Consider the following 25,575-nt stretch of genomic DNA (forward strand, 5'->3'; position numbering starts at 1 on the left):
GACGGAGAGAGCGTGGACACAGCCGAGGGAAGCGACGACGGTGACGACGCGCCCTGGTGGAAGGACGCGGTCATCTACCAGATCTACCCGCGGAGCTTCAACGACAGCGACGGAGACGGGGTGGGCGACATCCCGGGTATCGTCGAGAAGGTGGACTACCTCGACGACCTGGGCGTCGACGCGGTCTGGCTCAGTCCCGTCTACGACTCACCGAACGTGGACAACGGGTACGACGTCCGCGACTACCGGGCAATCGCGGACGAGTACGGAACCATGGCCGACTGGGAGGACCTACTGGATGCGCTCCACGCCCGGGGGATTCGACTCGTCATGGACATGGTCGTCAACCACACGTCGGACGAACACGAGTGGTTCCGCGAGTCGCAGACGTCGCGCGACAGCGAGTACCGCGACTACTTCTTCTGGCGCGAGGGGGACGGCGACGACCCGCCGAACAACTGGCGGTCCGTGTGGGGCGGTCCGGCCTGGACGCGTGACGAGGCGACCGGCGAGTCGTACCTCCACCTCTTCCACGAGAAACAGGCGGAGTTGAACTGGGACAACCCAGCGGTCAGGGACGACGTCGCGACGCTGGTCGAGTGGTGGGTCGAGAAGGGCGTCGACGGGTTCCGGCTCGACTCCATCAACCTCGTCTCGAAGCCGGACGGGCTCCCGGACGCGGACCCCGAGACTGAGGGGCTCACGGGGCTGAACGCCGTCGCGAACGGCCCGCGCGTCGCGGAGTACCTCGCTGAACTCTGCGAGCGGACGATGGCGGACGGGGACCTCGTCGCCATCGGCGAACTCCCCGAACTCACGGTCGACCAGGCCGCGGCGTACGCCGGCGACGAGGGGCTCGACCTCCTCTTGAGCTTCGAACACGTCGAACTCGACCGCGGCGAGGGGGCGCGCTGGACGCCGCGCGACTGGACGCTCCCGGAGCTCAAGGAGGTGGTCGAGCGGTGGCAGACGGGCCTCGAGGGCGACGCCTGGCAGGGACTCTACCTCAACAACCACGACCAACCCCGGGCCGTCTCCCGGTTCGCGGACGACGGCGAGTACCGCCGGGAGTCGGCGACGATGCTCGCGACGCTGCTGTTCACGCTCAGGGGGACGCCCGTGTTGTACCAGGGGGAGGAGATCGGGATGACGAACCCGTACTTCGAGTCGTTCGACGAGATACGCGACGTCGCGACCCGCCGGAGCGTCGAGCACGCGATACGCGAGGGAGCCATCGAGAGTTTCGCGGAGGTGAGAGACGAGGTCAACCGCCGGACGCGCGACAACGCGCGGACGCCGATGCAGTGGACCGCCGGGGCGCACGCGGGCTTCACCGATGGCGACCCGTGGATACAACTCAACGACGACGCCGACGCGGTGAACGTCGCCGCGGCCCGCGAGGACCCCGACTCCGTCTTCCACCACTACCGCCGGTTGATGGACCTCCGCGAGGAGAATCCGGTGCTCGTCGACGGTCGCTTCCGACTGCTGCTCCCGGACCACCCCCACCTGTTCTGTTACCTCAGGGGAGACGACGACCGGCTACTCGTCGCGCTCAACGTCTCCGAGGGGTCGCCGCGGCTGGACCTCTCTGAGGTCGTGGACCCCCGGTCGGTCGAGCGCCGCTACTCGAACTACGACGACCTCGGCCGAGGGCCGGACGTGGGCGCGACCCGGAATCCGGGCGGACTCGCGGGGGAGTCGGTCACGCTCCGGCCGTACGAGGCGTGCGTCTACTCGCTGTCCTGAGATTCGACCGCCTGGCGCGGTCGATAGCCGTGAACGGGTTCGACGCGAGCGACGGACCGCGGACGGCACGCTCATTACGGTCACCGTCTAACGTGGGGGCATGCGCGACCTCTTCCGTCTCGTCTTCGCCGTCCAGATGGTCCTGCTCGCGCTCCTGGCGATGTCGTTCACCGTCGTCGAACCTGGGACGGGCCCGTACGTCGCCGCCGTGCTCAGTCTCGGAGTCATCCTCGTGACGCTCGCGATAGTCAGCGTCCTCCTCTACCTCGACTGGCGGGGACTGGACCCGTACGAGTACCGGTGACGACACCCGGCCCCCGGCCGTCGCCCCGGCGTCAGTCGTCGCCCGCGCGCCCCTCGTTCGGGAGCGCGTCGCGCGAGTCCTCGACCCCCTCGAGCGGGGGTGACTCCCAGTACTCGTGTTCGCCCTCCGGGTACTGGCGGAAGCAGGCGGCGACGTGGTCGTCGGGGTCGCTCGCGCGGCTGACGAGCGCCGGGTCTTCGCCGGCACAGACCTCGTGGGCGACGGGACAGCGCGTGTGGAACCGACAGCCGGACGGCGGGTTCGCCGGGTCGGGGATGTCGACCGCCCGGACCGGCGGCTCGCTCGCCTCGACCGCGTCGGGGTCGAGTTCGGCCGTCGCCCACCGAAGGACCTGCGTGTAGGGGTGTCTCGGGTCGTGGAGCAGTTCCTCCGCTGGGCCGAGTTCGACGAGTCGTCCGAGGTACATCACGCCGATGCGCCCGCCCGACTTCTGCGCGAGGTACCGCGCGTTCGAGAGGTTGTGCGAGACGAACACGAACGACGTGTTGAACTCCTCTTGCAGGTCGAGGAGCAGGTCCATCGTCTCGACGCGGAGCGAGACGTCGAGCGCGGACACCGCCTCGTCCGCGAGGATGACGTCCGGGTTCATCAACAGCGCCCGGACGAGCGCGACGCGCTGTTTCTCCCCGCCGCTCAACTGGTGAGGGAACCGGCTGGCGTAGTCGTCCGGCGGCGTCATCCCGACGTGTTCGAGCATCCCGAGCACGCGCGCCCGCCGGTCGTCGTTCGACAGGTCGGGCTGCCACTTCTTCAGCGGCGCCTGGAGGCTCTTCATGATGGTCTTGTTCGGGTTGAGGCTGCTCCCGGGGTCCTGGTGGATTATCTGGAGCGACCGGCGGATCTCCGCGTACGGGATGTCGCCGTCCCCCTCTCCGTCCTTGGCCTCCCAGACGTCCTGTCCCCGGTACTCGACAGACCCACCGGTGGGTCGCTGGAGACCGATGGCCGTCTTGCCCAGCGTCGTCTTCCCGCAACCGGACTCGCCGACCAGCGCGACGACGTCGTTCTCCTCGATGTCGAGGCTCACGCCGTCGACCGCCTGGACGGGGTCCCCGCCGCGCGTTCCGGTGAGTCTGTCGAGGAGTCCCTGTTTCTGCTCGAAGTGGACCTCCACGTCGTTCAGACGGAGTAGCGGCGGGTCGGAGTCGCTCATTCTGCCCCCACCTCCCCGTCGTCCGCCCGACCGCTCGTACTCACCGAGTAGGGGATCGCCTCGGCCGACTCGTCCCAGTGGTGACACGCGGCCCGCTGGTCGGGACCGACGTCGTAGTAGTCGGGATCGACCTCGACGCACTCCTCGGTCGACAGGGGACACCGCGGGTGGTACGAACACCCCCGCGGCACGTCGACAGGGTCGGGAGCCGATCCTTCGATGGGTCGCATCTCCGCGAGGGGGGCGTCGAGGTTCGGCACCGCTTTGAGCAGCGACCGGGTGTACGGGTGCGCGGCGTCGCGGATGATGGCGTCGCTCGGTCCGAACTCGACGAACTCGAACGCGTACATCACCGCCAGCCGGTCCGCGAGGTTCGCGACGAGCGGGAGGTCGTGTGTGATGAACACCACGGTCAGGTCGTACTTCTCCTGGAGGTCTTGGAGCAGTGTCAGGATGGAGCGTTGCATGAGCAGGTCGAGCGCGGCCGTCGGCTCGTCCATCACCAGCACGTTGGGTTCGAGCACGAGCGAGAGCGCGATGAGTGCACGCTGGCTCATCCCGCCGCTGAGTTCGTGTGGGTACGCGTCGAGCACGCGCTCGGGTTCGAGGTACAGGTCCGAGAGCAGGTTCCGGGCGTGTTCCATCCCTTCGTCGCGGTTCTGTTGGTGGGCGTCGAGCGTCTCCTCGAAGTGGTTCCCGATCTTCATGGTGGGGTTGAACGAACTCATCGCCCCCTGGAACACCATGGATATCTCCTCCCAGCGGAGCCGCTTGATGCCTCGCTCGTCCAGTTCGAGGAGGTCGATGGCGTCGCCCTCGTCCGGGTAGTACGTCACGTCGCCCGTCAACTGCCCCGGCCGGACGACCGCGTTGAGCAGCGCGGAGGCGAACATCGACTTGCCCGACCCCGACTCGCCGACCACCCCCAGAATCTCGTCCCGGTACACGTCGATCGAGACCGAGTCGAGGACCTTCGACTCGCCGCGCTCCATGTCGAACGTGACGCTCGCGTCGTCGACTTCGAGCACTACGTCTTCACTCGCCGTTCGCCCCGTCGCGCCGGTGGATTCGTTGTGTGTCGTCATCTCTGTCACCTCACTCTGTCGGGACGTTCGCCATCGGGGTCACGTCCTCGTCGTCTTCGTCGCCGGTGTTTACCTTCACGTGTCGCGCTCGCACCCGTGGGTTGAAGATGCGGTCCATCCCCTGCGAGAACAGGATCAACCCGACGGAGAGGACGGTGATAGTTATCATCGGGATGAACAGCCAGTGGGCCGACTCCCAGGTGTAGAGCGCCCCCGACGTCGTGTACGCGAGGTTCATCATCACGCCCCAGTTCAGCGTCGTGAACGGGAGGATGCCCAGGTAGTAGAGCCCGACCGACTCGAAGATGATCCCCCGCGCCGCGGTGACGAAGTGGATGGAGATGTACGACATCAGGTCGGGGATGATGTCGTCGAGGAGGATGCGCGGCGTCGACAGCCCCATCGCCCGGGACGCCTCCACGAAGTTCCGCTCCCGGACGCTGAGCACCTGCGAGCGGACGGACCGCGAGAGGCCGGCCCAGTTGTTGATGCCCAGTATCAACCCGATGAGATACGGGTTCTCCGGCTGGAGGGCGGCGGCGATGATGATGACGAGGGGGAGTCCGGGGATGGTCATCGTGATGTCCGACATCGTCATGATGGTCCGGTCGGTGAGCCCGCCCTTGTACCCGGCGAGCGTCCCGAGCACGGTCGCGACGACCGTCGAGAACACGGCGCCCGCGAGAATCATCTTGAGCATGGGAGGCGTCGCGTGGACGATCTGCGACCAGATGCCCTGTCCGAGGGCGTCGGTCCCGAGGACGAGATTGAACTGCGGCGCGACCGGGAGCGAGACGCCGGCCACGGTCGCCGGCCCGAACGTCAGCCAGCCGTCGTGGAACGGCTGGAGGTACCGCTCACCCATCCCGGAGAACGGGACCGGATTCACGAGGACGCCGACGGTTCCCATCACGAGGTACGCCACGATGATGACGAAGCCGACCTTGGCGCGCCAGTCGCTCCAGAGGATGCGGAACGGCGCAACGAGCGTCCGGTCCACGGCGTACCGTAGCTGTTCCCTGCGGGATACCGACGTGTCCGCCGTCGTCTTGAAGGGGAGTTCGTCCGCCGTCTCGCCGTCCGATTGTTGAGATGCCATGGTTCGTTCAGTAGGATTCCCGCTCGCCCTCGCCCGCCGCACGCGGGTCGATCTTGCTGTACGTGAGGTCGGCGACGAGTACCCCGATGACCACCGCCGTCGAGATCATCACCAGCCCGCCCATCATCAGCGGGTAGTCCCGCGAGACGGTCGCCTTGAAGAGGTAGAACCCGACGCCCGGGTACGCGAAGATCTGCTCGAGGATGACCGACCCTCCCAGCATGAACGCGATAGAGAGGAGGATACCGGTGTACATCGGGAGCATCGCGTTGCGCGCGACGTACCGGAGTGCGATTCGACGCCGGGAGAGGCCGCGGAGGCGCGCGACCCGGATGTAGTCCTCCCCGAGGACGCTGATGCTGTTCCCGCGCATCGACAGCGCCGCGCCTCCCCACCCGACGAGCGTCGTCGAGAGGATGGGGAGCGCGGCGTGGTAGAGCACGCTGCTGACGTACGGCCAGTTGAACCCCGCCCGGAGGCCGCTCGCGACCTGTCCGCCGGTGGGGAAGAGTTGCCAGCGGTAGCCGAAGAGGTAGACGAGACCAATCGCCAGCACGTAGTACGGGATGCCGCCGACGATGGTGGAGAACAGCGTCACGCCGGAGTCGAACTTGCTCCCCTCCGTGTACGCCATGAACCCGCCGACCGCGATGCCGACGACGGTCGTCACGAACGTCCCGATGGCCGCGAGGAAGATGGTCCACGGGAGCGCCTGTGCGAGGATGTCGAACACCATCCCGTCCTGGAAGTACGCCTGCCCGAAGTCGCCCTGCATCACCGACGCCACGTAGTCGATGTACTGCATCCAGAGCGGCTGGTCCGGCTGGAAGCTGATGTAGTTCTCCACGTAGTTGTCGATCTGGCTCTCCGGGATACCCTGCTCGCGCAACTGGACGACCAGGTAGTCGATGGGGCCGCCCGGCAGGTAACGAATGAGCGTGAACGAGATAGTCACGATCGCCCAGAGGGTGAAGACCGACTGTCCGATTCTCTTGGCGAGCCAACGCATACCACCTCGAACTCAGTCGGAGGTTGTAAACCCTGCGGTGTCTTTCACCGTCTATCGTCCGGAACGCCGCTCCGTCGACCACCGACGCCGACGGTGGCTCCCGCGCCGTCGGCGTCGGCCGGCCCCCGGGTTGACCCCTACTTGGTCTTCGCTGTGAACTCCCCCGTCTTCAGGATGTAGTGGAAGGGGGTGTAGAACGTGCGCTGCATGATGTCGCTGTCGAGCGCCGGGTAGTTCCAGTCGTCGTTGGTGAACCAGGTCTGGGTCCGCGACTCGTAGACCTGCAACTGCGGGACCATGTAGTCGAACGCCCACGCGAGTTCGCGCACCTGCTGGGTGAACTCCTCTCCGCTGAGCTTGGTCAGGTTGTTGATAGCCGTGTCCAGGTTCATACTGATGGCGTCCTGTGACCCGTCCGGCTGACCGATCGGCGGGAGCGACACCTCGTCCGGGATTCCCATCTTGTCGCGGTTCTCGACGAAGGTGTTGTTGTACCACGCGTACGGCTGTGGGTAGTCGGCACCCCACGGGGCGCTGGCGATCTTGAAGTCGCCCTGGTTCCAGATGTTCTCCTGGAACGACGTGGCCTCCATCGTCTCCAGGCGGGTGTCGATACCGAACTGCTTGAGCTGACTGGTGACGGTCTGCAGGGCGAGGAGTCCGGGGCCGCCGGTGGTTCCGGTCTTGATGTTCGGTGCGAACGGTTCTCCGTCGGGAGTCTGCCAGGTGCCGCCGGACTTACTGAACCCGGCGTCCTGAAGCATCTGTGTGGCTTTCTCCTGGTCTTTGCCGTACTCGATGTACTGGCCGGTCTCGAGGTAGTCCGAGTTGTAGTCCGGAGCCAGCCCGGTGTTGAGCGTGACCGGCTTGTGCGTCTCCGCGCCCGCGTTCTCCGCGGCGGCGCTCGCGTCGATGACGTACCCGAGCGCCTGCCGGACCAGCGGGTCCCCGACGACGTCGTCGTTCCACTTGAACGCGAGCGACAGTCCGCCGAGGCTCGAGTAGGTGGTGTTCTCGACGTGGTCGGGGAAGTTCGTCTCGACGTCCTTCGGCACGTTCATCCGAACGTGGCCGTCGAGTTGCCCGTTCGAGAGCGACTGCCAGAGCTTCTGGCTGCTCCCGACGTAGAGGAACGTGAGATTGGGAAAGTTGATGCCGTCCGCGGCCGGGTGTCCGGGATTCTTCACGCACGTCAGCTCCTGCTGTGACGCGCCCTTCACCGCGAACGGGCCGTACGACCACATCTCCTCGCTCGAGATGCTGAACCCGCCGAGGTCCTTCGCGACCTGGTCCCGGGCGTCCTGCCCGCCCGCGTCCTCGAACTTGCTCACCCACTCCTCGTACTGCGGGAGCCCGTGCGAGAGCACGTTGGTGAGGAGGTTGAACCGGATGAAGTCCTTGTTCGTGTACCCACCCTTCAGGGCGAACTCGACGGTGGACTCGTCGACCTCCGTGATGGACTCGGCGTACTCGGATGAGGACCACCCCATGTACTGTTCCATCTGGAAGTGGGTGACGGCGTCCTTCGCCTGCACCGGCCGAGTGACCTTCTCGCCGTCGTGCCACTTGTAGTTCGGGTTCAGGTTGATGGTCAGTTTCTGGTTCTCCACGTCGACCGTCCAGTCTTCGGCGAGCAGTCCGACGAACTCGTTGTTGACCGGGTCGTACACCGCGAACGGGTCCATGACGTGCGCCTGGACCATCCACTTGTAGTTCGCGAAGTTGAACTCGTTCCACTGGACGTCGCTCGCGGGGACGCCAAGCGAGTCGAGCGTCAACTCGGGGTCGACCGGGTTCCCGGCGGCGTCTCCCTCCGCCGACGTTTCCGTCCCACCGGCGTCGGTTTCGCCGCCTCCGGCGGTCGTCTCGCCGTCTCCGCCCTCGGCCTCGGTGGCAGTTGTGTTGTCGGTCGTATCGCCCTGACACCCGGCGAGGCCCGCGACGCCGGCCGCACCCACTCCCTGGATGAACCGTCGTCGGGATGCCAGGCGCTCCATGAGCCGTCCGTGAGACTGACTATCGTCCGCCATTCTAGCCCAAGGATGGAGTACCCGCGTGAAAAATGTTCCTGTTCGTTTGGTAACGATGGGTCCGTCCCCGAGGGAGCCGCGCAGCGGTCACCCGGCCGACCCGCGGTCGCGGCGCCCGACGCGCAACCAGAGCCGCGAGGCGAACAACACCCCGAGTCCGACGAGACCCATGAGGCCGAAGAGGACGGCCCACCCGCCGAACAGGCCCGCCATGATGTCCGACAGGTCTGGACCGCCGTCACTCAGGGTGATTGACATCCAGGTGTCGAGGTACCACGCGGCGACGACGAACAGTCCCTCCACCGCGAGGAAGTACGTCACCAGCCGGTGATTGTCGACGTACTCTCTGAACCGGTCCCCGAACGAGGAGCCTTCCGTTTCGTCCGCGGTATTCATTTCGTGAGCGTTGTTCTCGACGGACCGTGATAAATCTGCCTTCGTCCGCCGCGTCCGAACCGCGGCGGTTGACGGCGATCATCACTCCGGTTTCGGCGGCGTCACACCCAGCCGCTCGTACTGGCGTTCCGGCGCGTCGAGGTCGGACAGCGCCGTTCGGAGGAGGTCGCGCATCCGCCCGGCCTCCTCGGAAGTGTCCGCGACGTCGGTCTCCTGCCACGGGTCGTCCGCCGTGTCGTACAACAGCGGGTCGTCGTGGCGCGAGTACGACGGCGCTTCGTACCGCCAGAGTGGGACGTCGGCGTACGGGAGGAACTCGCCCGACTCTGCACCGGACTGCGGTTCCGGGGGTGTGAACCACGAGTGGGGGTTCATCATCCGCGTCGAGTAACACTCCGCGTCGACGTCGTCCTCGCAGGGGTGGAGGTACGTGTAGCGGCCGTCGGTGACGTTGACGCTCGACCCCCAGTAGCCGTACACCGCCCAGTCGCGGACCGACTCTGACTCGTCGGATAGCAGGGGCAGGAGGCTCCGGCCGTGCGGACCGCGCTCCCCTTCGAGCCCGAACGCGTCGAGTATCGTCGCGTTGAGGTCGACCGCGGCGGTGAGCGCGTCGATTCTGTCGCCGGTTCGCTCCATCTCTGGGTGCCAGACGAACAGCGGCGTGTGCGCCAGCGTGTCGTACAGCGGCGCCTCGTACGGCTTGCCGACCCAACCGTGGTCGCCGAGGAAGAACCCGTGGTCGGACGTGACGACGACCACCGTCTCCGACCAGAGGTCGTTCTCGTCCAGGGCGTCGAGGACACGCCCGAACCAGCGGTCGGTCATGGTCAGTTTGCCGGCGAACTGCGTGCGGACGAAGTCGAGTTCCCGCTCCGAGAGCTCGCTCTCCCCCCGGTCGACCCGCCCGTACGGGGGCCAGAAGGTCAGGTCGGAGTCGGTCGGGTCCTCGTCGGTGTACATTGAGGCGTACGGCTCCGGGACGTGGAACGGTTCGTGCACGTCGAAGCTGTCGACGTAACAGAACCAGTCGTCCCACTTCCGGTTCCGGTCGAGCCAGTCGGCCGTCTCCGAGAACAGTTTCGGGGCGAAGAACGACTCTTCGTCGTCCTCGTCGAACCCCGCGACGTTCCGGGGGTACTGCACGGGGTTGAGGTAGCCGTACCCGTACCGGTCGTCGGGGGACTCGAATCCCAACCCGTCACGCGCGCGTCCCTCGGGGTCTCTCGGGGCGGTCCGCCACGCGTCGTACTCGTGGCCACGGACGAACTCGAACCCGTTGAAGTCCTGGTAGTAACCGTCGCTCCCGTGCTGAAAGTAGTGGTAGTGGTCGGTGAGCAGCGCCGTCATCACCTCCTCCCCGCGGAGGGTCCGCGGGAGCGTCGCGTCGAACGGTTCGACGGGCCCCCACGGGCGCCAGAGGAACTCCTGGGTGCCGGTCAGCCACTCCCGGCGGGCCGGCATACACGGGAGGCTCCCGGCGTAGTGGCGCTCGAACACCGCCGCCCGCTCGGCGAACCGGTCGAGGTTGTCCGTCTCGACGTCGAGGTCGACCGTCGGGTCGTACGCGTCGAGGAAGTGGCGACAGAGGCTGTCGATGGAGACGAACAGGACGTTCACTCGGCGGTCGCCCCCCGCCCCTCCCGTTCGACCCCGGCGGCCAGTCGTTCGTGGCTCTCCCCCCGCCGCGGGTCGCCGTCGACGACGAGGAACGGCCCCTCGTAGCAGACGCCGCACCGCCGCAGGCAACACTTCTCGACGGTCGTCGCGTCGAGGGCGTCGAGGCGTGCACGCGCCGCCTCGTCGACGTTCGTTCGGCAGAACTCGACGTATCGGGTCACGTGGTCCCCCTCACGTTCCTCCCCCATGAATCTACCTCGGCGCCGTCCACGGACCGGGGAACGAGGCGACGGGGTCACTTCCCACGCCGACCCAGCGGGCGGTAGCCCGGACGCGCAGTGTACCCGCGGGAGACGGCCTCGGACGTCTCGGACGGAGATTCGGCCTCGACCCCCGCGTCCGCTTCAGTGCTTCCCGGCGCTGGTCGAGTCCTAGTACTCTCGGATTTTAGTCGCGGAAAACCACCCGGAATCTACAGGGACGGACGACCGAACCGTTCAGACAGGAGGAAGCCGACTAGCAGACTTCTCGACAAACGAACGCGGCCGAGAGGCTCGAAAACCGGATGTGCGAACGTCTGCGAATCGACCGTCTCGTCACCTTCCGTTCGGAACGACCGAACGGTAGAACCATCATCTATCGCCACAGCGGCACTATCTCGCCAATCACTTTACAACGGTATCTGTGTAATCCCATCCTCTCTCTCTCACCGGCGTCCTGGGGAACGAATCCACCGACTCGACGGCTTCACCACCGATTCGAGCCGCTCGCCCGGTAGGGGGATGCGGTCGGTTCGGGCTGTCAACACGTCCGTTCAGCAGAGCTGAACGACCCCGCAGCGGGCTGGGTGAACTCACACGTCTTGCGCAGCCTCGTCCTCGGCGGAGTTATAGATGGCTTCGACCAGACGCATGTCGCGCAGTCCGTGGACGCCGTCGGCGGTCGGTTCTTCGCCCGTCTCGACGCACTGAGCGAAGTACGCGAACTCCTCCGCGACTTCGTCCACCTCCTGCGGGTCGAACCGTGACTGCAGGGCGTCGGACTCGATTTCGAGAGCCGACTCCCCCATGAACGCCGGGTCGAGCGTCAGGCGTCCCTCCGTCCCGGTGACGGTGAAGTGGCTGCGCGTCCGGGCACGCTGGCTGGCGAAACAGGAGGCGACGACCCCCGACTCGAACGTCGCCGAGAAGCTCACGCGTTCGTCCACCTCGTCGAACGCATCGTGCGTGCTGACGGTCTCCCCCCGAACGCGGACCGGTTCCTCGCCGAGGACGAACCGGGCGGTGTTGAGCGGGTAGATTCCCAGGTCGATGAGCGCCGCTCCACCGGAGAGGTCCGCGTCGAGACGCCACTGGTCCGGGTCCGGGCCGATCACGTCGAACATGTCCTGACACATCGCCCCGTCCACGAGAACCGGCTCTCCGATAGCGCCCGCGTTCAGGAGCTCGCGGGCCCGCCGGACGGTCGGGTCGAACTGCATCCGGTAGGCGATCATCAGCGTGACGTCCGAACAGGCGTCGACCATCCGCTCTGCACGCTCGCTGCTCGCCTCCATCGGCTTTTCGCACAGAACGTGCTTGTCGAGTTCGGCCGCCGTCTCCGCGTACTCCAGGTGGAGCGCGTTCGGCGTGCAGACGTACACGGCGTCGTACGCGTCGGCTCCGACCCCCTCGTGGAACTGGTCGTACGAGAGGGCGCGTTCCGCGGCGGCGTCGTCGCGGAGTCGTTCCGCCTTCTCCGCCGACCCGCTCACCAGAACGGTCGTCGTACACGACTCGGTCGCCTCGATCGCCGGAACGACGATGTCCCTCGTGAACCACCCGAGACCGACGAGGGCGAACCGGAGCGGATCGGCGGGTTCCGGATCAATCGGTGTCTCCCAATCCCGTCGAGTGAACTCGTCGAGTAGCTGTTCGAACGTCATCACCGGCGATTCCGGGAGCGACGACATAACCCTTCGGCCTCGCCGTCCGGCCGCGTACCGGGGGTGCGCCGGTCGAGCGTTCCGTAGCTTTATTACACGGTGTTCCTATCCGGGACCGTGACGATTCGAGTCGTCGGCATCGGTCTGGGAGGCATCGCCCGCATCGAGTACGAGTATCTCGTCGGACTCGACGGTGTAGAACTCGTCGGGGGCGCGGACGTCGTACCGGAGGCGCGCGAGACGTTCGAGGACGAGATGGGCACGCCCACTTACGAGTCGGCCGACGACCTCCTCGCGGCGCACGGTGACGACGCGGACGCGGCCGTCATCATCACACCCCACACCCTCCACTACGAGCAGATGATGGCGTGTTTCGACCACGGACTCCACGTGTTCGTCGAGAAACCGATGGTCACGGGTCTGGAGAACGCCGTCGACGTGGTCGAGACGGCCGAGGAGCGCGGGCTCCTGCTCCAGGTCGGCTACCAGCGCCACTTCCACGCCGGCTATCGCGAACTCAAGCGTGTCGTAGACAGCGGCCGCATCGGTGACGTCCACATGGCGAGTTGTCACCTCGGCCAGGACTGGATCGCCCCCCAGTCGACGGACGGCGCGTGGCGTGTTCGACCGTCGCTCTCGGGGGGCGGGCAACTGTACGACTCCGGCTCGCACCTGCTCGACGCACTCCTCTGGGTGACCGACTCCCGTCCGGTGGAGGTCGCGGCGCTGATGGAGTACCGCGACCACGACGTCGACGTGAACGCGGCGCTCTCGGCGCGACTCGAACGGGACGACGGGACGCTACTCGCCAGCGTCGGCGTCACGGGAGACGGGCCTGAGTCGCCGGGCACGTCCGAGGGTCTCGTCGTCTGGGGGACCGAGGGACGAGTCGAGTACGACGAGGGTCGGGTCACCGTCGTCGAGAAGGAGGGCACGAACAGGGACGCGTACGTGGCCGAGGTGTCGGAGGGGACCGACTTCGAGACGGTGTTCACTGCCAAACTCTCGAACTTCGTCGACGCGGTTCGCGGGGAGGCGGAACTGCAGGTCCCCGGCGAAGTCGGACTCCAGGTGACTGCCCTGACCGAGGCGGCCTACCGGGCGGTCGAGGAGGGTACGACCGTCGACGTCGCCGCCGAACTGGAGGAGGCGCGCGCCGCGCGTCGGTAACCGGCGGCGGCCCGGCCGGTGGCCGCGTTACCGCCGTGCGGCGACGGGGTCAGACTACGTTGTCTCCGGGCGCTCCTCGTGTACGCTCGGCCGCTGGTTCTCGACCGTCGGCCAGCCGTCCGCCCACGTCAGCGGGTCGAGCATCAGCGTCCGGCGGAGGGTGCGGTAGCCGTCCCGTTCGAGGTACGCCTGCATTTCCTCGTAGGCGTGATACAGCGTCCAGTCGGTTCCGCCGTCGTCTCGAACCACCGCGCTGTGGCCCGGACCGACGAACCCGTTCCCCCGTTCGAGGACGAGCGTCGCGTCCCCGTCGAGTAGCTTCTCGCCGTTCGCGCCGACGTACGGTCCCTCCAGCGACTCCGACCGGCCGACGAGAACGCGGTACGTGCTCGCGGCCCCCTCACAGCAGGCGCCGGCCGAGACGAACAGGTAGTACCGGCCGTCCCGCTTCACGAGGTACGGCGCCTCGAAACCGGGACCGGCGACCTGGAACGTCGCTTCTGCGCCGGCGTGCGACAGGCCGTCCGCGGCGAGCGGAACGCCGTAGATGCCGTGAAAACTCCCCCAGAACAGGTAGGGGTCGCCGTCGTCCTCGTAGTACATCGGGTCGATGGAGTTCGTCACGCCGATGGAGTCGCTCCGGAGGAGCGGTCCCCGGTCGGTGAACGGTCCTCCGGGCGAGTCCGCCGTCGCGACGCCGATGCCGGGGTTCTCGTCGCCCCACGTGGAGTACGAGTAGTAGAGGACGTACGTTCCGTCGATGGTCGTAACGTCCGGCGCCCACAGGCCGCCCTCCTCCTTCCAGTCGGGTTTCGACCGGAACGCGTCGCCGACGTACTCCCAGTCGACGAGGTTCGACGACCGGACGATGGGGACCAGCCGCGGCCCTTCGCCGTCGCGCCAGTCGTCCTCCGTCCCGTACGCGTAGAACGTCCCGTCGGACGCGCGGACCACCGTCGGGTCCGCGAGCACCGGTTCGAAGACCGGATTGAGGTACTCGCCGGGCGGTGGCGTCCGCGTTGCGGTCTCGGTCCCCGTCCCCGTCTCCTCCGCCGTCCGGGCCGCGCCCCCGGTGGCGGCCGTCGTCGACGTCTCCGCCGACGCCGACTCCGGGGTTCCGGACGGACGACCCGCCCCGCCGGCGGGGGTACCGGTCCCCCCACATCCGGCGAGGCACAGGCCGAGGGTCGCGCTCCCGACGCTCCGCAGGGCTTTGCGGCGATTCATCGCCCGTACCTGAACGAGTCGGGACAAATAGCTTGTGCTGCGGTGTCGCGGGCGGTGGCCGCGGCGTTCCCCCCCGGTTACACTCGCGGGTCGAAGACGACCGCAGCGCCGCCGTTCTCGGGCACGTCGAACGACCGGACCGTGTCCGCAGTCGCCGAGAACTCCTCGGCGACGAGCGATTCCCCTCCGCTGTCGTCGAGGTACGCCGTCGCGTCGTACCTCCCCCCGGAGAGGAACCCGCACTCGACGTCGACCGAGGTGGCCGGACCCGCCCGGACGCTCCCGAGGAACCACCGCTCGCCCCGTCTGCGCGCGACGGTCGCGACGTCGCCGGGCCGTCCGCCGACGAACCGCGTCTCGTCCCAGACGGCCGGGACGGCTTCGAGGAACTGCTCGGCCAGCGGGCGGTCGGCGTAGCTCTCGATGCCGTCCGCGAAGTGCTGGAGGCCCGACTCGAAGACGACCGCGAGCGCGAGTTCGTGGCCGGCGGTCGTCGTCCGGGTCTCGGCCGAGAACGTGACCGGCGTGTAGTCCATCGGCCCGAGTACGTTCCGCGTGTACGGGAGGACGACGTTGTGCTCCGGCGGAATCGTGTTCGGGACGGGGTGGTAGTTCTCCGCCCCGTGGACGCCCTCGTACGTGAGGAGGTGAGGCCAGCGGCGGCGCAGCCCTTTCGGTGTGATGGAGCCGTGAACGTTCAACAGCAGTTCGCGTTCGGCCGTCGCTTCCGCCAACTCGTCGTAGAACCCCATCATCGTCTGCGTGTCCGAGTTCATGTAGTCGACCTTGACGCCGGCGACGCCCCAGTCCGCCCACCGGTCTAGCCGGACGTCGCGTTTCGCGGCCGTGTCGAGGTCCGACCACCGCGACCAGACCAGGACGCCGACGCCGCGTTCGTCCGCATACGACACCAAGTCGGGGAGCCACGCGGCCTCCCAGCCGGCGTCGACGAGGACGTACTCCCACCCGCGTTCGGCCGCGTAGTCGACGTACTCCCGCTGCGTGTCCAGGTTCGCGGAGCCGACCCCCCCGGACCACCACGACCACGCGACCCGACCCGGCCGGACCCAGTCGGCGTCGGAGAGGCGGCACGGGTCGCCGCCCCGCGCCGGCGCGTCGAGCACGTCGGTCACGAGGTCCGACTCGACGACCGTCGAGAGGTCGCCCGCGACGACCACCCGCCACGGGGTCGCGAGCGGCCGCTCCGAACTCACCTCCTCCGGCTCGGTCTCCAGTCGGTGGACCTCGGAGTCGGGGAACCGGACCCGGAACGCCGACCCGTCGACCTCCAGTTGTGTGGCCGCGTACCGACCGTCCACGTCCGTCTCGGTGACGAGCGCCCACCGGTCGTCGACTTCGAACAGCGCCGGGTAGCCGTACGCTCCCTCGCTGTCGGCGACCGACGTCCCACGCCAGACGCCCTCGTGTTTCTTCTCGAACGGCATGAGCCACGCCTCGGCGTCCGCCGGGGGGCGGAACGTGCTCTCCTCGCGCGTCACGACGACCGACCCGCGTCCGGGGAGTCGGTACCGGTAGGCGACGCCGTCGTCCGAGACGCGGACGTCGATATCGAGGGCGTCGTCACCCGCGGTATGGAGCCGCGCGGTCAGTTCGCTCGCCCGGTAGCGGTGCGTGCGGCGTTTACCCACCGGCGTCTCGTACGTCGTCTCGACGGTGCCTCGGTCCGTCGACTCGACCGAGAGGTCGGTCGCGTACGACGCTTCGAGCGTGTGAATCCCGAGGGGAGACGGACGAACCACGGTCGTCCCGTCCGTCTCGACGGCGACCGTCGGGCGGTCGTCTCCGAGTGCGAGTCGGGCGACGACGCTCCCGTCGGGGCTCTCGACGACGTGGTCGTCACTACCGTCGGTCATCGTCTCACCCGGGACGTTCCCGTCGCCGCGGCGGCGATGGGCGGGGGTCGGGACGGGTCGGTGCGATGCGTCGGTGCGGGGGGACCGGGCGGCGCGTGAGCGCGCCGCTCCCGGCGTGGGGATGTCCGAGCCATGCTGGTTCGACTCGAGCGTCGGTTCGGCGCATCGCGTGAAAAATCGTCCGGTGCCCGAGAAGCGGGTCGAACCCGGCGGGTGCAGCGACGCTACTGCAGTTCGGGCGGGATGCCCTCCTCGATCTCCTCGCGCGGTTCGCGCTGGTCGGCGAACTCGGGGTCCGGCCCGTCGGTGGGCGCAGCCCACTCGACGGCGTTGTCGAGGACGGTCAGCACGTCCTCCTGTTTGTACACCGGATACGTCTCGTGGCCCGGCCGGAAGTAGAAGATGCGGCCCTTCCCTCGATTCCAGCAACAGCCGGACCGGAACACCTCGCCGCCCTCGAACCAGCTCACGAACACGAGGGTGTCCGGCGCGGGGACGTCGAACCGCTCGCCGTACATCTCGGCCTGCGGTATCTCGATGCACTCCGAGTCGAGTCCCGAGACGATGGGGTGTCCAGGTTCGATAGCCCACACTCGCTCGCGCTCGCCCTGCGTCAGGCGCACGTCACGCCACTTCAGCGAGCCGGTCGTCCCCAGGAGCGCCCTGAACGGTTTCGAGTGGTGCGCCGAGTGGAGCGGGACGAGTCCCATCCCGTCGAGGACCCGCTCTTTGACCCTCTCCACGACGTCGTCGCTCACCTCGTCGTGCGCCTCGTGGCCCCACCACAGCAGCACCTCCGTCTCGTCGAGGACGTCGTCGGTGAGTCCGTGTTCGGGTTCCTCCAGCGTCGCGGTTCGGACGTCGTGACTCCGCTCCTCGAGCGCTCCCGCGAGTTCGGCGTGGATGCCGTCGGGGTAGAGTTCGCGCCCGCGTTCGTGTTTCGTTTCGCTCCGGTGTTCGTTCCAGACTGTAACCGAGACCATCGTCGACGACCACGCTCGCACGCATGAAAAAAGGTCCCATCCGGGGGCGGACCACGGAACGACCGCCACGCCGACGCTCCGTCGAACCGGTGGTTCACTCGAACGACAGCAGGAGCGTCGCCAGTTCCCGGGGCGCGAGCTCCAGTTCGAGGCGGCCGTCGGCCACCTCCACCTCGTCGGCGTCCTCGTCCGGTTCGCCGAGATACCCGACCCGACTCACACCCGCGAGCGTCAGCACCCCCGACCCGACCCCGGCGACGCGCGACTCGTCGCTCGCGTTCAGGAGTCGCAGTTCGGTCCGGTCGCCGCTAGCGGTCGAAGGAAGCGCGCCGCCCGCCGGGTGGACGTCCGCCGGCCCGCCCGTGGCCGGCCGGAACTGTACCACGAGCACCGGCGGCGCAGGCAGGTCGAGCAGCGACGCCGCCGTCGGGCCGCGGGCGTCGGCCGTCGGCTCCTCGAACCGGGGGTGGGCGAGCGGGGCGTGGTGTTCCGCCTCCAGTCCGACGCGGTGGGCGGCCGACTCGTCGAACCCGCCGCCGTGCGGACGCAGGTAGTAGCGCGCCCGCACGCGCCCCGGCTGGAACGGTCGGAAGTTGGTGTCGTAGTAGTTCGTCGCCACCCACCCGAGCAGGAACGCGCGGTCGAGGAGGAACTCCCGTCGCGCGTCGCCGAAGTGGAACCCGCCGAACGACACCAGCGGGTTGAGCGGGCAGGCGACGGTCATCCCGGCGTCGTCGCCCGAGAGGTCGACCCAGCGCTGGGTCGTGTAGTAGTCGTGATTCGAACCGGGCAGTTGGTCTCGGCCGGGGCGTATCGCCTGCCCGCCCACGTCGAGGTGTACGGTCGGGTCGTCGACGGCGAACGGGAACGCGAGGTACGTCGCAGTCGGGTGCGTCTCCCGCTCCTGCTCCCACTCGGCTTCGACGACGAGGTTCGCCCCGTCGTGCGGGACGTGAACGGAGAGGCGGACGTCGCTTTCCAGTCCGGGGACGACGAGCGTCTGGTCGACGTCGAATCCGAGCGGCGTCCGAGTGACGCGGTGGCGGGCGACCCGGGACGGGCCGGTGCGCTCGGCGTGCCACTCCGGCTGGTACCCCCACCGGGACTCGACGTTCGGTGCGTCCGGTTCGAGGAGCGGTTCGACCACCTCCGGCGCGGCGTTCCACAGGCCGTTGGGGTTGTCCTCGCCCGCTCCCGGGGCGCGGAACAGGAGGTCGCGCGGCGCGTCGCTCGCCCCGTCCGCGACGCGTTCGCGGACGACCCCCGCGAGCGGGTAGTCGGCGTCGGCGTCCACCCACTCCCGGTCGAGGTGCCGGTCGTAGAGGCGGTCGACGCCGCCCCGTTCGCGGTCGAAGGTGACGCGGTAGCGGTCCGTCTCGACCGTGCGGCGCTCGTCCGTCGGCCAGTCCGCGTTGCGGTAGAGCGCGTCGCCCGGGACGACCGCGTACCCGAACCCGGGAACGTCGGTCGGGGAGAGGAGGAACCGGTCGCCGTTGAGGGTCCGGTCCTGCCAGTGGCGCGCGGACGTCGGGTCCGTCGGCTCCCCTCGGGCGGTCGTGGCGTACTTCGACACCGGACCGCAGACCGTTCGGTCCCACGGGAGCGGGTTCGTCACGACCACGTCTGGTCGGTCGTCGCTCATTCGTCCGCCTCCCTGCTCCCGTTCCCGCCGTCCGCACCTTCGCCTCCCCCGCTTCCTCCCGGAGCGACCCGCCGTGACAGTTCCGCGACGGCGTCGCGCCGCGCGAGGAGGCTCGCGCTCCGCGCCTCGTAGGCCGTCTTGACTTTGTGGTGCCACTGACTCCGCGAGTCCTCGTCCTCGGGGCGACCGACCGAGACGTCGGCGCCCCAGGTGTGTTCGTCGTACAGCAGGAGGTTCCACCACGCCTCCCCCCGCCGTCGCGCGGGTGCCCCTCGCGTCGGGTCGCGGTCGTCGCGGCTGGCGCCCATCCCCGTCAGTGTCGCTTCGAACGCGTCGGCCGTCTTCAGGCGTCGCCGGCTCTCGCGGTTCGTGGCCGTCTCGGCCGCGCTACTGAGCGAGCCGAAGTTCCAGAAGTCGGTCCAGTCGCCCGCGAGGGTCGGCAGGTCGTCGGCGTGGTCGTCGACGACTGCCCACCAGTCGGCCGGCGTCGACAGCCGGAGCGAGGGGAGGTCCCCGTCCGCGACGGCCGCCTGTTCGTTCCACTCGCGGACGAACCCGGGGAGCGACGCCAGAGGCGGGTTGTTGTCGAAGAATGGGTGCGTCGTCTGCACCATGAGCGCCGGGAGGTCGTAGCCGACGTCGTCCAGGACGCGCTCGACCCGGGGCCACCAGCGGTTCCGGAGCGCGTCGGCGTCGCGGCCGATGCCGAGGTTGTACCCCCCTCCGTACTGGAAGCCGACGTACGTCGGCAGGGTTCGACCGCTCGGCCCCTCCCAGTGGAACGCGGCGGGCCGTGGGAGCGGCGCCCGCCCCCAGTGGCGGTTCGGCGCCATCGAGAACCCCTCGACGCCGGCATCGAGCAGGCGGTCGACCAGCGGCCAGTTGTGCCCGTTCACGTCGCCGTTCATCGCGTGTCGGACCGTCAGCCCGTACTCCTCGCGGAGCCACCGCAGCGGGCGGAGCGACTCGGTCAGTTCCGCCTGGTCGTACAGCGGCGTCAGGTTCCCGAACAGACCGGTCACCTCGACGCGGCCGGCCGCCTCCAACTCGCGGAACCGCTCGACTCGCTCGTCTGGCGCCGTCGACAGCCAGCGGAGCAACGGAGCGGTCGTCTCCACCGTCCAGCGAAAGGCGCTCGGACCGTCCTCCTCGGCGTCGCGGTCTGCGAGGTCGAGCGCTCGGTCGATGAACCGTCGGTGCAGGTCCCACACGACCGGTTGGTCGTGCGTGTACCCGATGTCAGTGTGGCTGTGGTGGACCACGTGAATCTCTCTCACCCTCGCCATGTCGACGACTGACCGGGCCGGGGCGCATATAGGTTCCCACCCGACGACCCACGGGATGGACGCACGATACGGACGGAGTGGGGGACCGGACGTCTCTAGTCACGAAATGTTTAATTGCCCGCCCCGACCACGTGAGCGAGAGATGACCAGCACCAGTGCCACGGACGAGTTTCGCGTCGGGATTATCGGGACGGGGTTCCTCGGAATGGCGATGGGACGGGAGTTCGACCGTCACGACCGGGGGAACGTCGCCGCGTTGACGGACGTGAATCCGGACAATCTCGAGAGCGCGAGCGCGGAGTTGGCGGTGCCGGAGGCGTCGCTGTACGAGGACTACGGGGAGATGCTGGCGTCGGAGGCGCTCGACGGTCTCGTCATTACGACCCCCCACGCGCTCCACGCCGAACAGATTAACGCCGGCCTCGACCACGACCTGCACGTCCTCTGTGAGAAGCCGATGTGTACGGACCTGGCGGACGCGAAGGCGCTCGTCGAACGGGTCGAGTCGAGCGACCGGACGGTGATGCTCGGTTACCAGCGACACCTCGACCGCGCGTTCCGCGCCGCCAGGCGGTACTGGCAGGAGCGCGACGAGCGCCCCACCTTCGTCAACGCGCACGTGACCCAGGACTGGATAGACGAGGTCGAGGGGTCGTGGAAGGCGAACCCGGACCTGAGCGGCGGGGGGCAACTGTACGACACCGGAAGCCACCTCGTCGACTCCGTCCTGTGGGTCACGGGACTGGAGCCGTCCTCGGTGACCGCCCAGATGGAGTTCCACGACGACGAGGAACGCGTCGACACGCAGGCGGGCGTCACCGTCCGGTTCGAGAACGGCGCCGTCGCGACCATCGCCGTCTCGGGGGACACGCCGCGGGTCAACGAGGGCATCCAGATATGGGGCGACGACGGCGCGACGACCATCACGGGCCGCGAGTGGAACCCGCGCGAGTACGCAGAAATCGACGCCGACGGCGACATCACCGACCCGAACGGCGCTCGCGGGAGCGTGAAGCCGAAGGCCGACGCGTTCATCGAGGCGGTCGAGGAGGGGAGCGACCCGCCCGCGACCGTCCGCGACGGCCTCCGTTCGACCGCCGTGACCGAGGCGGCCTACGAGGCCGCCTGGTCCGGCGACCGCGTCGAGGTCGACCTCGACGTCGACCGCTGAGAAGGTCGTCCGAACGGCACGAGCGCGGTCCGGCCGCGCGTCGCTCGCCGGACGTCTGTTACGACACCACAAGGTTTTTCGCCGGAGTGGGCCGACTGACGGCCGATGACCACGTATCGACGCCTCTCCGAGGAGGGGATGGCGGCGCTCGCCGAGCGAATCGGGATGGACCTCACGGAGGGCGAGGCGGCGTCCGCCGCGTCGTACTCCGAAGCGGACGTGTACGAGGACCTCGAGGCGGCGCCGGTCGAGGCGCTCACCCGGCGCGAGGACGACGCCGACCACTTCGACTCCGCGCCGTACCGACCCGGCGACGAGGAAGACCCGTACAACGCCTGGATAACGCGGTTCGACCTCGTGCGACCTCGTGCGACCGGGCCGCTCTCGGGGGTCACCGTCGGCGTGAAGGACAACATCGCCGTCCGCGGGGCGGAACTGACGAACGCCTCTCACGGGTTCGAGGGGTTCGTCCCGAACGCGCACGCGACGGTGGTCGACCGCCTGCTCGACGCGGGCGGGCGGCTGCTGGGGAAGACGAACCTCGACGAGATGGCGATGGGACCGACGAGCGAGAGCAGTGCGTTCGGTCCCTCGCGAAACCCCCACGACGACGGGCACGTGGCCGGCGGGTCGTCGGGCGGGAGCGGCGCGGCCGTCGCCGCGGGCGACGTCGACGTCGCGCTGGGGTCCGACACCGGTGGGAGCATCCGCATCCCCGCCAGTTACTGCGGCGTCGTCGGTCTCAAGCCCACCCACGGGCGCGTTCCGAAGCGCGGATTCGTCACGCAGGGCGACTCGCTCGAGGACGTGGGTCCGATGGCGTCCGACGTCGAGACGACGGCGGCGACGATGGACGCAATCGACGGGCCGGTCGCCGGCGGAACGCCGGTCGCGCCCGACCGCGAGTCGGTCGCGGCCGACCTCGGGACCGACCTCTCGGACGTGACCGTCGGCGTCCTCGACCGGTACTTCGAGGGGTTCGCGACCGACGCGGTGGCGGGGACGGTCCAGGAGGCGGTCGACGACCTCGAATCCGCGGGGGCGAGCGTGACCTCGGTCGAGGTCCCCGAACTCGACCACGTGGGGGCCGCCTGGTGGGGCATCGCCCCCGTCGAGTTCGCGGCCGCGTACCTCACGAACGACGTCGGCCTCTGGCGCCGCCGTCCCGGAATCGAGAACATGGCGACCGGGTTCGAGCGGGTCCGCCGCGGGTCGAGCGCCGACATCGGGACGGTCCCGAAGGAGGTCATCCTGCTGGGCGCGCACCTGCTGTACACCCACGGCGCGCGCCACTACGTCCGCGCGCAGAACCTCCGGACGGCCATCACCGAGGCACTCGCGGAGGCGCTGACCGACGCCGACGTCCTGGTCACCCCGACGACGCCGACGACGGCGCTCGAACTCGGCGCGTTCGGGACCGAGGAGATGCCGTCGCCGAACGGGTCGCTCACGCCGGCGAACGTGACCGGCCACCCGGCGCTGACCGTTCCCTGCGGCGAAGCGGCGGGGCTCCCGGTCGGGATGCAGTTCGTCGGCGCGTGGTACGACGACGCCCTGCTGTTCGACGTGGCACACGAGTACGAACGGCGCGCGCGCACCGACTAGCGCTTCCGTCTCGTCAGGCCGTCGTCGCGGAGAGGAGCCGATAGACGACCCGACAGGCGTCGCCGCGCGTCATCGGGTCGCCTCCCGTCGAGTCGAGCGGTTCCGTCGCCTCCCGGAACGCCGGGTCGGGCGCGCCGGCCGTCGCCCGGCGCTCGCACGCGCCGCGGAGTTCGTCGACGAACGCGTCGACCGTCACCTCGCCGTCCCGTGGTGTTTCGGGGAGCGCGCGCGCCCGGCCAGTCGCGCTCCGGTCGTCGTCCGGGTCGACCGCCAGCAGGGTGGCGGTCGTTCGCGCCCACTCGGTCGCCGTCTCCCCGTCGAGCGCGGCCGTCGGTCGGGCCTCGTACCCGCGGAAGAACCCTTTCGCGGCGAGGAACTGGACGGCCGGCCCCCACGGGTCCTCGGCCGCGTCGACGTCCGTGAGATACGAGAGTGTGCTTCCGGTCTCGACCAGCCGTCGCTGGAGCGCGGCCGCGTCGAGCGACGCCGGGTCGACTCCCCGGTCGAGCGCTTCGGCCGCCGCCACCCCCGCCGCCTCACCGAGGTGCATCCACGTCGGTTCGAGCCGAACCGTCTGGAAGCCGACGTGGCTGGCCGACAGCGCGACGGGAACGAGCAGGTTGTCGACCCCCTCGGGGACGATTGACCCGTACGGAATCTGCGACGGGACGGTCAGGTCCGTCAGGAAGAAGCGGCCGTCGGCGGCCGTCCCGGTACGGCGAACGGGCCTGACGTCGTGGGGGTCCAGCGGATACTCCGCGATGGCGACCGCCGCGTCGTCGACCGGCGCGCGGTCGAGTCCCTCCGCGAGTGTCGCGTCGTGTTCGGTGAACGTCTCGCGCCCCTCGATGCGCCGCGCCTCCCTGACGTACAACTGGAACGGCAGGTTGTCCGTCTCCTCGAACTCGTCGGCCGCGAGTCCCCACTCGCGCGCCCGCTCCTGGAGTTCGGCGGGGACCGCGTCGTCGGTCCGGAGGAAGTGGAGGAACCCGACGACGTAGTCGAGGTGACGGGCCGCGATTTCGACTCGCTCATCCCAGTCGGCCTCCGGGTACGCGTCCGACTCGCCGACGAGGTCGCAGGTGTTCAGGTCGTACTTGTCGTTGGGGAGCTTTCCCCACTGGAACCCCTCCTCGTCCCCGAGAAACAGTCCCAGCAGTTCCCTCCCCGACCGCTCCAGCAGCGAGGTCTGGGCCGGGCAGGGCAGCGGTTCCGTCTCGGCCGGGTCGGCCGACCGGTAGACGTCCTCGTCGAGGGGGACCCACCGGGCGTCGTCACTCACCACCGCCGGGCCGTCGCTCTCGACCCAGCGCGCCATCGCGTCGGCCAGGTCGTCGGACGTCCGCGACCCGAGACCGAACGCCATTCCGTCCTCGACCGCCGCCTCCTCGAGCGTCGACTCCATCTCGTCCCACGACCGGAGTATCCAGAGGTACTCGCGCCTGTCGTACCCGTCGGGTTCCTCCGGGGGGCGTCGGTTGTCCGGGTCGCGGCAGAGACAGAGTCGGTAGTTGTACGACTGCACCGCGTCGTCGCCGACCCCGGTCGTCCCCGGTCGGAGCGAGGCGTCGTCGCCCGCGTCGACGAACACCCGCCCCGCGTAGCGCTCGCCGTACTCCTCGTGCGACTCGCGCCCGACCCGGTACGGTGAGCCCGCGACGGCCGCGAGGTCGCCCTCGTACGTCGCGTCGACGAAGGCGGACGCCTCGACCCGCACCGGCGCGTCGGCGTCGTCGAACGGGTCGAGGCGGACGCTCCGGAGCCGGGAGCCATCCCGCTCGGCGCTCGCCGGGTGGAAACGACGCCGAACCGTCAGGTCCGGTTCGTCGACCATCGCCTCGAAGGCGGCCTCCGCGACGTGGGGTTCGAAGAACATCCCGCGGTTGCAGGTGCGGTACTGCTCGGAGTCCTCGCCGTACGTCTCGCGGTAGTGGGTCCGGACTCGCTCGAAGAACTCCGCGAGCAGCGGCGCCCGGTGCGTCCCCGGCCCGAGCAGCGTGTCGGTCATCCCGAGTCCGCTCGCCATCATCCCACCGAGACGGTCATTGATGGCGACGAGACACGTCTCCCGTCCAGCCCGTGCCGCCCGCGTAGCCGCCGTCACGCCGCTCGGCGTGGCACCGACGACGACGACGTCGTGAGAATGTACCTCCATACGGGTGGTCTCTCCTCCGCCCGCTATCCCCTAAGCGTTCCGCCGGTGGCCGACTCCGTCGGTTCCCCGAAC

General features: G+C 68.8%; 20 protein-coding genes. 5 read left to right on the top strand and 15 right to left on the bottom strand.

The features are described from left to right. The first annotated feature begins 12 nt into the window (after positions 1–12). Both AC6RUA_RS16795 and AC6RUA_RS16800 read left to right on the top strand, forming a co-directional pair. Positions 13–1,749 (top strand): glycoside hydrolase family 13 protein, encoded by a 1,737-nt coding sequence (locus AC6RUA_RS16795; RefSeq protein ID WP_499815497.1) that lies wholly within the window; start codon positions 13–15, stop codon positions 1,747–1,749. Positions 1,750–1,849: 100 nt separating this feature from the next. Further along, positions 1,850–2,053 (top strand): hypothetical protein, encoded by a 204-nt coding sequence (locus AC6RUA_RS16800; RefSeq protein ID WP_499815498.1) that lies wholly within the window; start codon positions 1,850–1,852, stop codon positions 2,051–2,053. A gap of 31 nt (positions 2,054–2,084) precedes the next feature. On the opposite strand, the gene AC6RUA_RS16805 is transcribed toward AC6RUA_RS16800, so the two are convergent. The 9 genes from AC6RUA_RS16805 to gfo6 all read right to left on the bottom strand — a co-directional run bounded on the left by AC6RUA_RS16805 (position 2,085) and on the right by gfo6 (position 12,390). Next, the gene (locus AC6RUA_RS16805; protein WP_499815499.1) at positions 2,085–3,227 is read right to left on the bottom strand and encodes an oligopeptide/dipeptide ABC transporter ATP-binding protein; all 1,143 of its coding nucleotides are present in this window, start codon (positions 3,225–3,227) and stop codon (positions 2,085–2,087) included. Further along, positions 3,224–4,312 carry an ABC transporter ATP-binding protein gene (locus tag AC6RUA_RS16810; RefSeq protein ID WP_499815500.1) on the bottom strand — a complete coding sequence of 363 codons (1,089 nt, stop codon included), beginning with the start codon at positions 4,310–4,312 and terminating at the stop codon, positions 3,224–3,226. The genes AC6RUA_RS16805 and AC6RUA_RS16810 overlap by 4 nt, the downstream gene beginning before the upstream one ends. A gap of 10 nt (positions 4,313–4,322) precedes the next feature. Beyond that, entirely contained in the window at positions 4,323–5,411 is a 1,089-nt protein-coding gene (locus AC6RUA_RS16815) for an ABC transporter permease (RefSeq protein ID WP_499815501.1), read from the bottom strand. A 7-nt stretch (positions 5,412–5,418) separates the two neighbouring features. Continuing rightward, entirely contained in the window at positions 5,419–6,420 is a 1,002-nt protein-coding gene (locus AC6RUA_RS16820; RefSeq protein WP_499815502.1) for an ABC transporter permease, read from the bottom strand. A 137-nt stretch (positions 6,421–6,557) separates the two neighbouring features. Continuing rightward, on the bottom strand, positions 6,558–8,450 hold the full coding sequence (locus AC6RUA_RS16825) for an ABC transporter substrate-binding protein (protein WP_499815503.1): 1,893 nt from the start codon (positions 8,448–8,450) through the stop codon (positions 6,558–6,560). A gap of 87 nt (positions 8,451–8,537) precedes the next feature. Continuing rightward, on the bottom strand, positions 8,538–8,846 hold the full coding sequence (locus AC6RUA_RS16830) for a hypothetical protein (RefSeq protein ID WP_499815504.1): 309 nt from the start codon (positions 8,844–8,846) through the stop codon (positions 8,538–8,540). A gap of 81 nt (positions 8,847–8,927) precedes the next feature. Beyond that, positions 8,928–10,466, bottom strand: a complete 1,539-nt coding sequence (locus tag AC6RUA_RS16835) for a sulfatase family protein (RefSeq protein ID WP_499815505.1) — start codon at positions 10,464–10,466, stop codon at positions 8,928–8,930. Further along, positions 10,463–10,714, bottom strand: a complete 252-nt coding sequence (locus AC6RUA_RS16840) for a DUF1450 domain-containing protein (RefSeq protein ID WP_499815506.1) — start codon at positions 10,712–10,714, stop codon at positions 10,463–10,465. Before AC6RUA_RS16840 ends, AC6RUA_RS16835 begins: the two co-directional genes overlap by 4 nt. 605 nt (positions 10,715–11,319) lie before the next feature. Further along, a complete protein-coding gene (gene gfo6 / locus AC6RUA_RS16845; protein ID WP_499815507.1) occupies positions 11,320–12,390 on the bottom strand; it encodes a D-xylose 1-dehydrogenase Gfo6 in 1,071 nt (356 codons plus the stop codon). A 117-nt stretch (positions 12,391–12,507) separates the two neighbouring features. Here gfo6 and AC6RUA_RS16850 point away from each other — a divergent pair, with 117 nt between their 5' ends. Continuing rightward, on the top strand, positions 12,508–13,560 hold the full coding sequence (locus AC6RUA_RS16850; protein WP_499815508.1) for a Gfo/Idh/MocA family protein: 1,053 nt from the start codon (positions 12,508–12,510) through the stop codon (positions 13,558–13,560). A gap of 54 nt (positions 13,561–13,614) precedes the next feature. On the opposite strand, the gene AC6RUA_RS16855 is transcribed toward AC6RUA_RS16850, so the two are convergent. From AC6RUA_RS16855 to AC6RUA_RS16875, 5 genes are all read right to left on the bottom strand, one after another. Continuing rightward, complete coding sequence (locus AC6RUA_RS16855) at positions 13,615–14,787, bottom strand: family 43 glycosylhydrolase (RefSeq protein WP_499815509.1); 1,173 nt, start codon at positions 14,785–14,787, stop codon at positions 13,615–13,617. 77 nt (positions 14,788–14,864) lie between these two features. Then, positions 14,865–16,661 carry a glycoside hydrolase family 97 protein gene (locus AC6RUA_RS16860; protein WP_499815510.1) on the bottom strand — a complete coding sequence of 599 codons (1,797 nt, stop codon included), beginning with the start codon at positions 16,659–16,661 and terminating at the stop codon, positions 14,865–14,867. A 224-nt stretch (positions 16,662–16,885) separates the two neighbouring features. After that, on the bottom strand, positions 16,886–17,644 hold the full coding sequence (locus AC6RUA_RS16865) for a ThuA domain-containing protein (protein ID WP_499815511.1): 759 nt from the start codon (positions 17,642–17,644) through the stop codon (positions 16,886–16,888). Positions 17,645–17,738: 94 nt separating this feature from the next. Next, the gene (locus tag AC6RUA_RS16870) at positions 17,739–19,286 is read right to left on the bottom strand and encodes an alpha-mannosidase (protein WP_499815512.1); all 1,548 of its coding nucleotides are present in this window, start codon (positions 19,284–19,286) and stop codon (positions 17,739–17,741) included. Beyond that, positions 19,283–20,572: a glycoside hydrolase family 38 N-terminal domain-containing protein gene (locus AC6RUA_RS16875; RefSeq protein WP_499815513.1), complete on the bottom strand. Its 1,290-nt coding sequence runs from the start codon at positions 20,570–20,572 to the stop codon at positions 19,283–19,285. The genes AC6RUA_RS16870 and AC6RUA_RS16875 overlap by 4 nt, the downstream gene beginning before the upstream one ends. 142 nt (positions 20,573–20,714) lie before the next feature. On the opposite strand from AC6RUA_RS16875, the gene AC6RUA_RS16880 reads away from it, so the two are divergent. Continuing rightward, positions 20,715–21,743: a Gfo/Idh/MocA family protein gene (locus tag AC6RUA_RS16880; protein ID WP_499815514.1), complete on the top strand. Its 1,029-nt coding sequence runs from the start codon at positions 20,715–20,717 to the stop codon at positions 21,741–21,743. Positions 21,744–21,848: 105 nt separating this feature from the next. Continuing rightward, entirely contained in the window at positions 21,849–23,348 is a 1,500-nt protein-coding gene (locus AC6RUA_RS16885; RefSeq protein ID WP_499815515.1) for an amidase, read from the top strand. A 13-nt stretch (positions 23,349–23,361) separates the two neighbouring features. On the opposite strand, the gene AC6RUA_RS16890 is transcribed toward AC6RUA_RS16885, so the two are convergent. Next, positions 23,362–25,503, bottom strand: a complete 2,142-nt coding sequence (locus tag AC6RUA_RS16890; RefSeq protein WP_499815516.1) for an FAD-dependent oxidoreductase — start codon at positions 25,501–25,503, stop codon at positions 23,362–23,364. Positions 25,504–25,575: the final 72 nt, after the last annotated feature.

The sequence above is a fragment of the Halorarum sp. SLYT50 genome (assembly GCF_059821265.1).

Excerpts from the sequence above, each read along its gene's own strand:
- AC6RUA_RS16860 (WP_499815510.1), bottom strand. The coding sequence starts at position 16,661 with ATGACCGACGGTAGTGACGACCACGTCGTCGAGAGCCCCGACGGGAGC.
- AC6RUA_RS16890 (WP_499815516.1), bottom strand. The coding sequence starts at position 25,503 with ATGGAGGTACATTCTCACGACGTCGTCGTCGTCGGTGCCACGCCGAGC.
- AC6RUA_RS16800 (WP_499815498.1), top strand. The coding sequence starts at position 1,850 with ATGCGCGACCTCTTCCGTCTCGTCTTCGCCGTCCAGATGGTCCTGCTC.
- AC6RUA_RS16805 (WP_499815499.1), bottom strand. The coding sequence starts at position 3,227 with ATGAGCGACTCCGACCCGCCGCTACTCCGTCTGAACGACGTGGAGGTC.
- AC6RUA_RS16810 (WP_499815500.1), bottom strand. The coding sequence starts at position 4,312 with ATGACGACACACAACGAATCCACCGGCGCGACGGGGCGAACGGCGAGT.
- AC6RUA_RS16830 (WP_499815504.1), bottom strand. The coding sequence starts at position 8,846 with ATGAATACCGCGGACGAAACGGAAGGCTCCTCGTTCGGGGACCGGTTC.
- AC6RUA_RS16820 (WP_499815502.1), bottom strand. The coding sequence starts at position 6,420 with ATGCGTTGGCTCGCCAAGAGAATCGGACAGTCGGTCTTCACCCTCTGG.
- AC6RUA_RS16815 (WP_499815501.1), bottom strand. The coding sequence starts at position 5,411 with ATGGCATCTCAACAATCGGACGGCGAGACGGCGGACGAACTCCCCTTC.
- AC6RUA_RS16875 (WP_499815513.1), bottom strand. The coding sequence starts at position 20,572 with ATGGCGAGGGTGAGAGAGATTCACGTGGTCCACCACAGCCACACTGAC.
- AC6RUA_RS16880 (WP_499815514.1), top strand. The coding sequence starts at position 20,715 with ATGACCAGCACCAGTGCCACGGACGAGTTTCGCGTCGGGATTATCGGG.
- AC6RUA_RS16855 (WP_499815509.1), bottom strand. The coding sequence starts at position 14,787 with ATGAATCGCCGCAAAGCCCTGCGGAGCGTCGGGAGCGCGACCCTCGGC.
- AC6RUA_RS16825 (WP_499815503.1), bottom strand. The coding sequence starts at position 8,450 with ATGGCGGACGATAGTCAGTCTCACGGACGGCTCATGGAGCGCCTGGCA.
- AC6RUA_RS16840 (WP_499815506.1), bottom strand. The coding sequence starts at position 10,714 with ATGGGGGAGGAACGTGAGGGGGACCACGTGACCCGATACGTCGAGTTC.
- AC6RUA_RS16870 (WP_499815512.1), bottom strand. The coding sequence starts at position 19,286 with ATGAGCGACGACCGACCAGACGTGGTCGTGACGAACCCGCTCCCGTGG.
- AC6RUA_RS16885 (WP_499815515.1), top strand. The coding sequence starts at position 21,849 with ATGACCACGTATCGACGCCTCTCCGAGGAGGGGATGGCGGCGCTCGCC.
- gfo6 (WP_499815507.1), bottom strand. The coding sequence starts at position 12,390 with ATGACGTTCGAACAGCTACTCGACGAGTTCACTCGACGGGATTGGGAG.
- AC6RUA_RS16865 (WP_499815511.1), bottom strand. The coding sequence starts at position 17,644 with ATGGTCTCGGTTACAGTCTGGAACGAACACCGGAGCGAAACGAAACAC.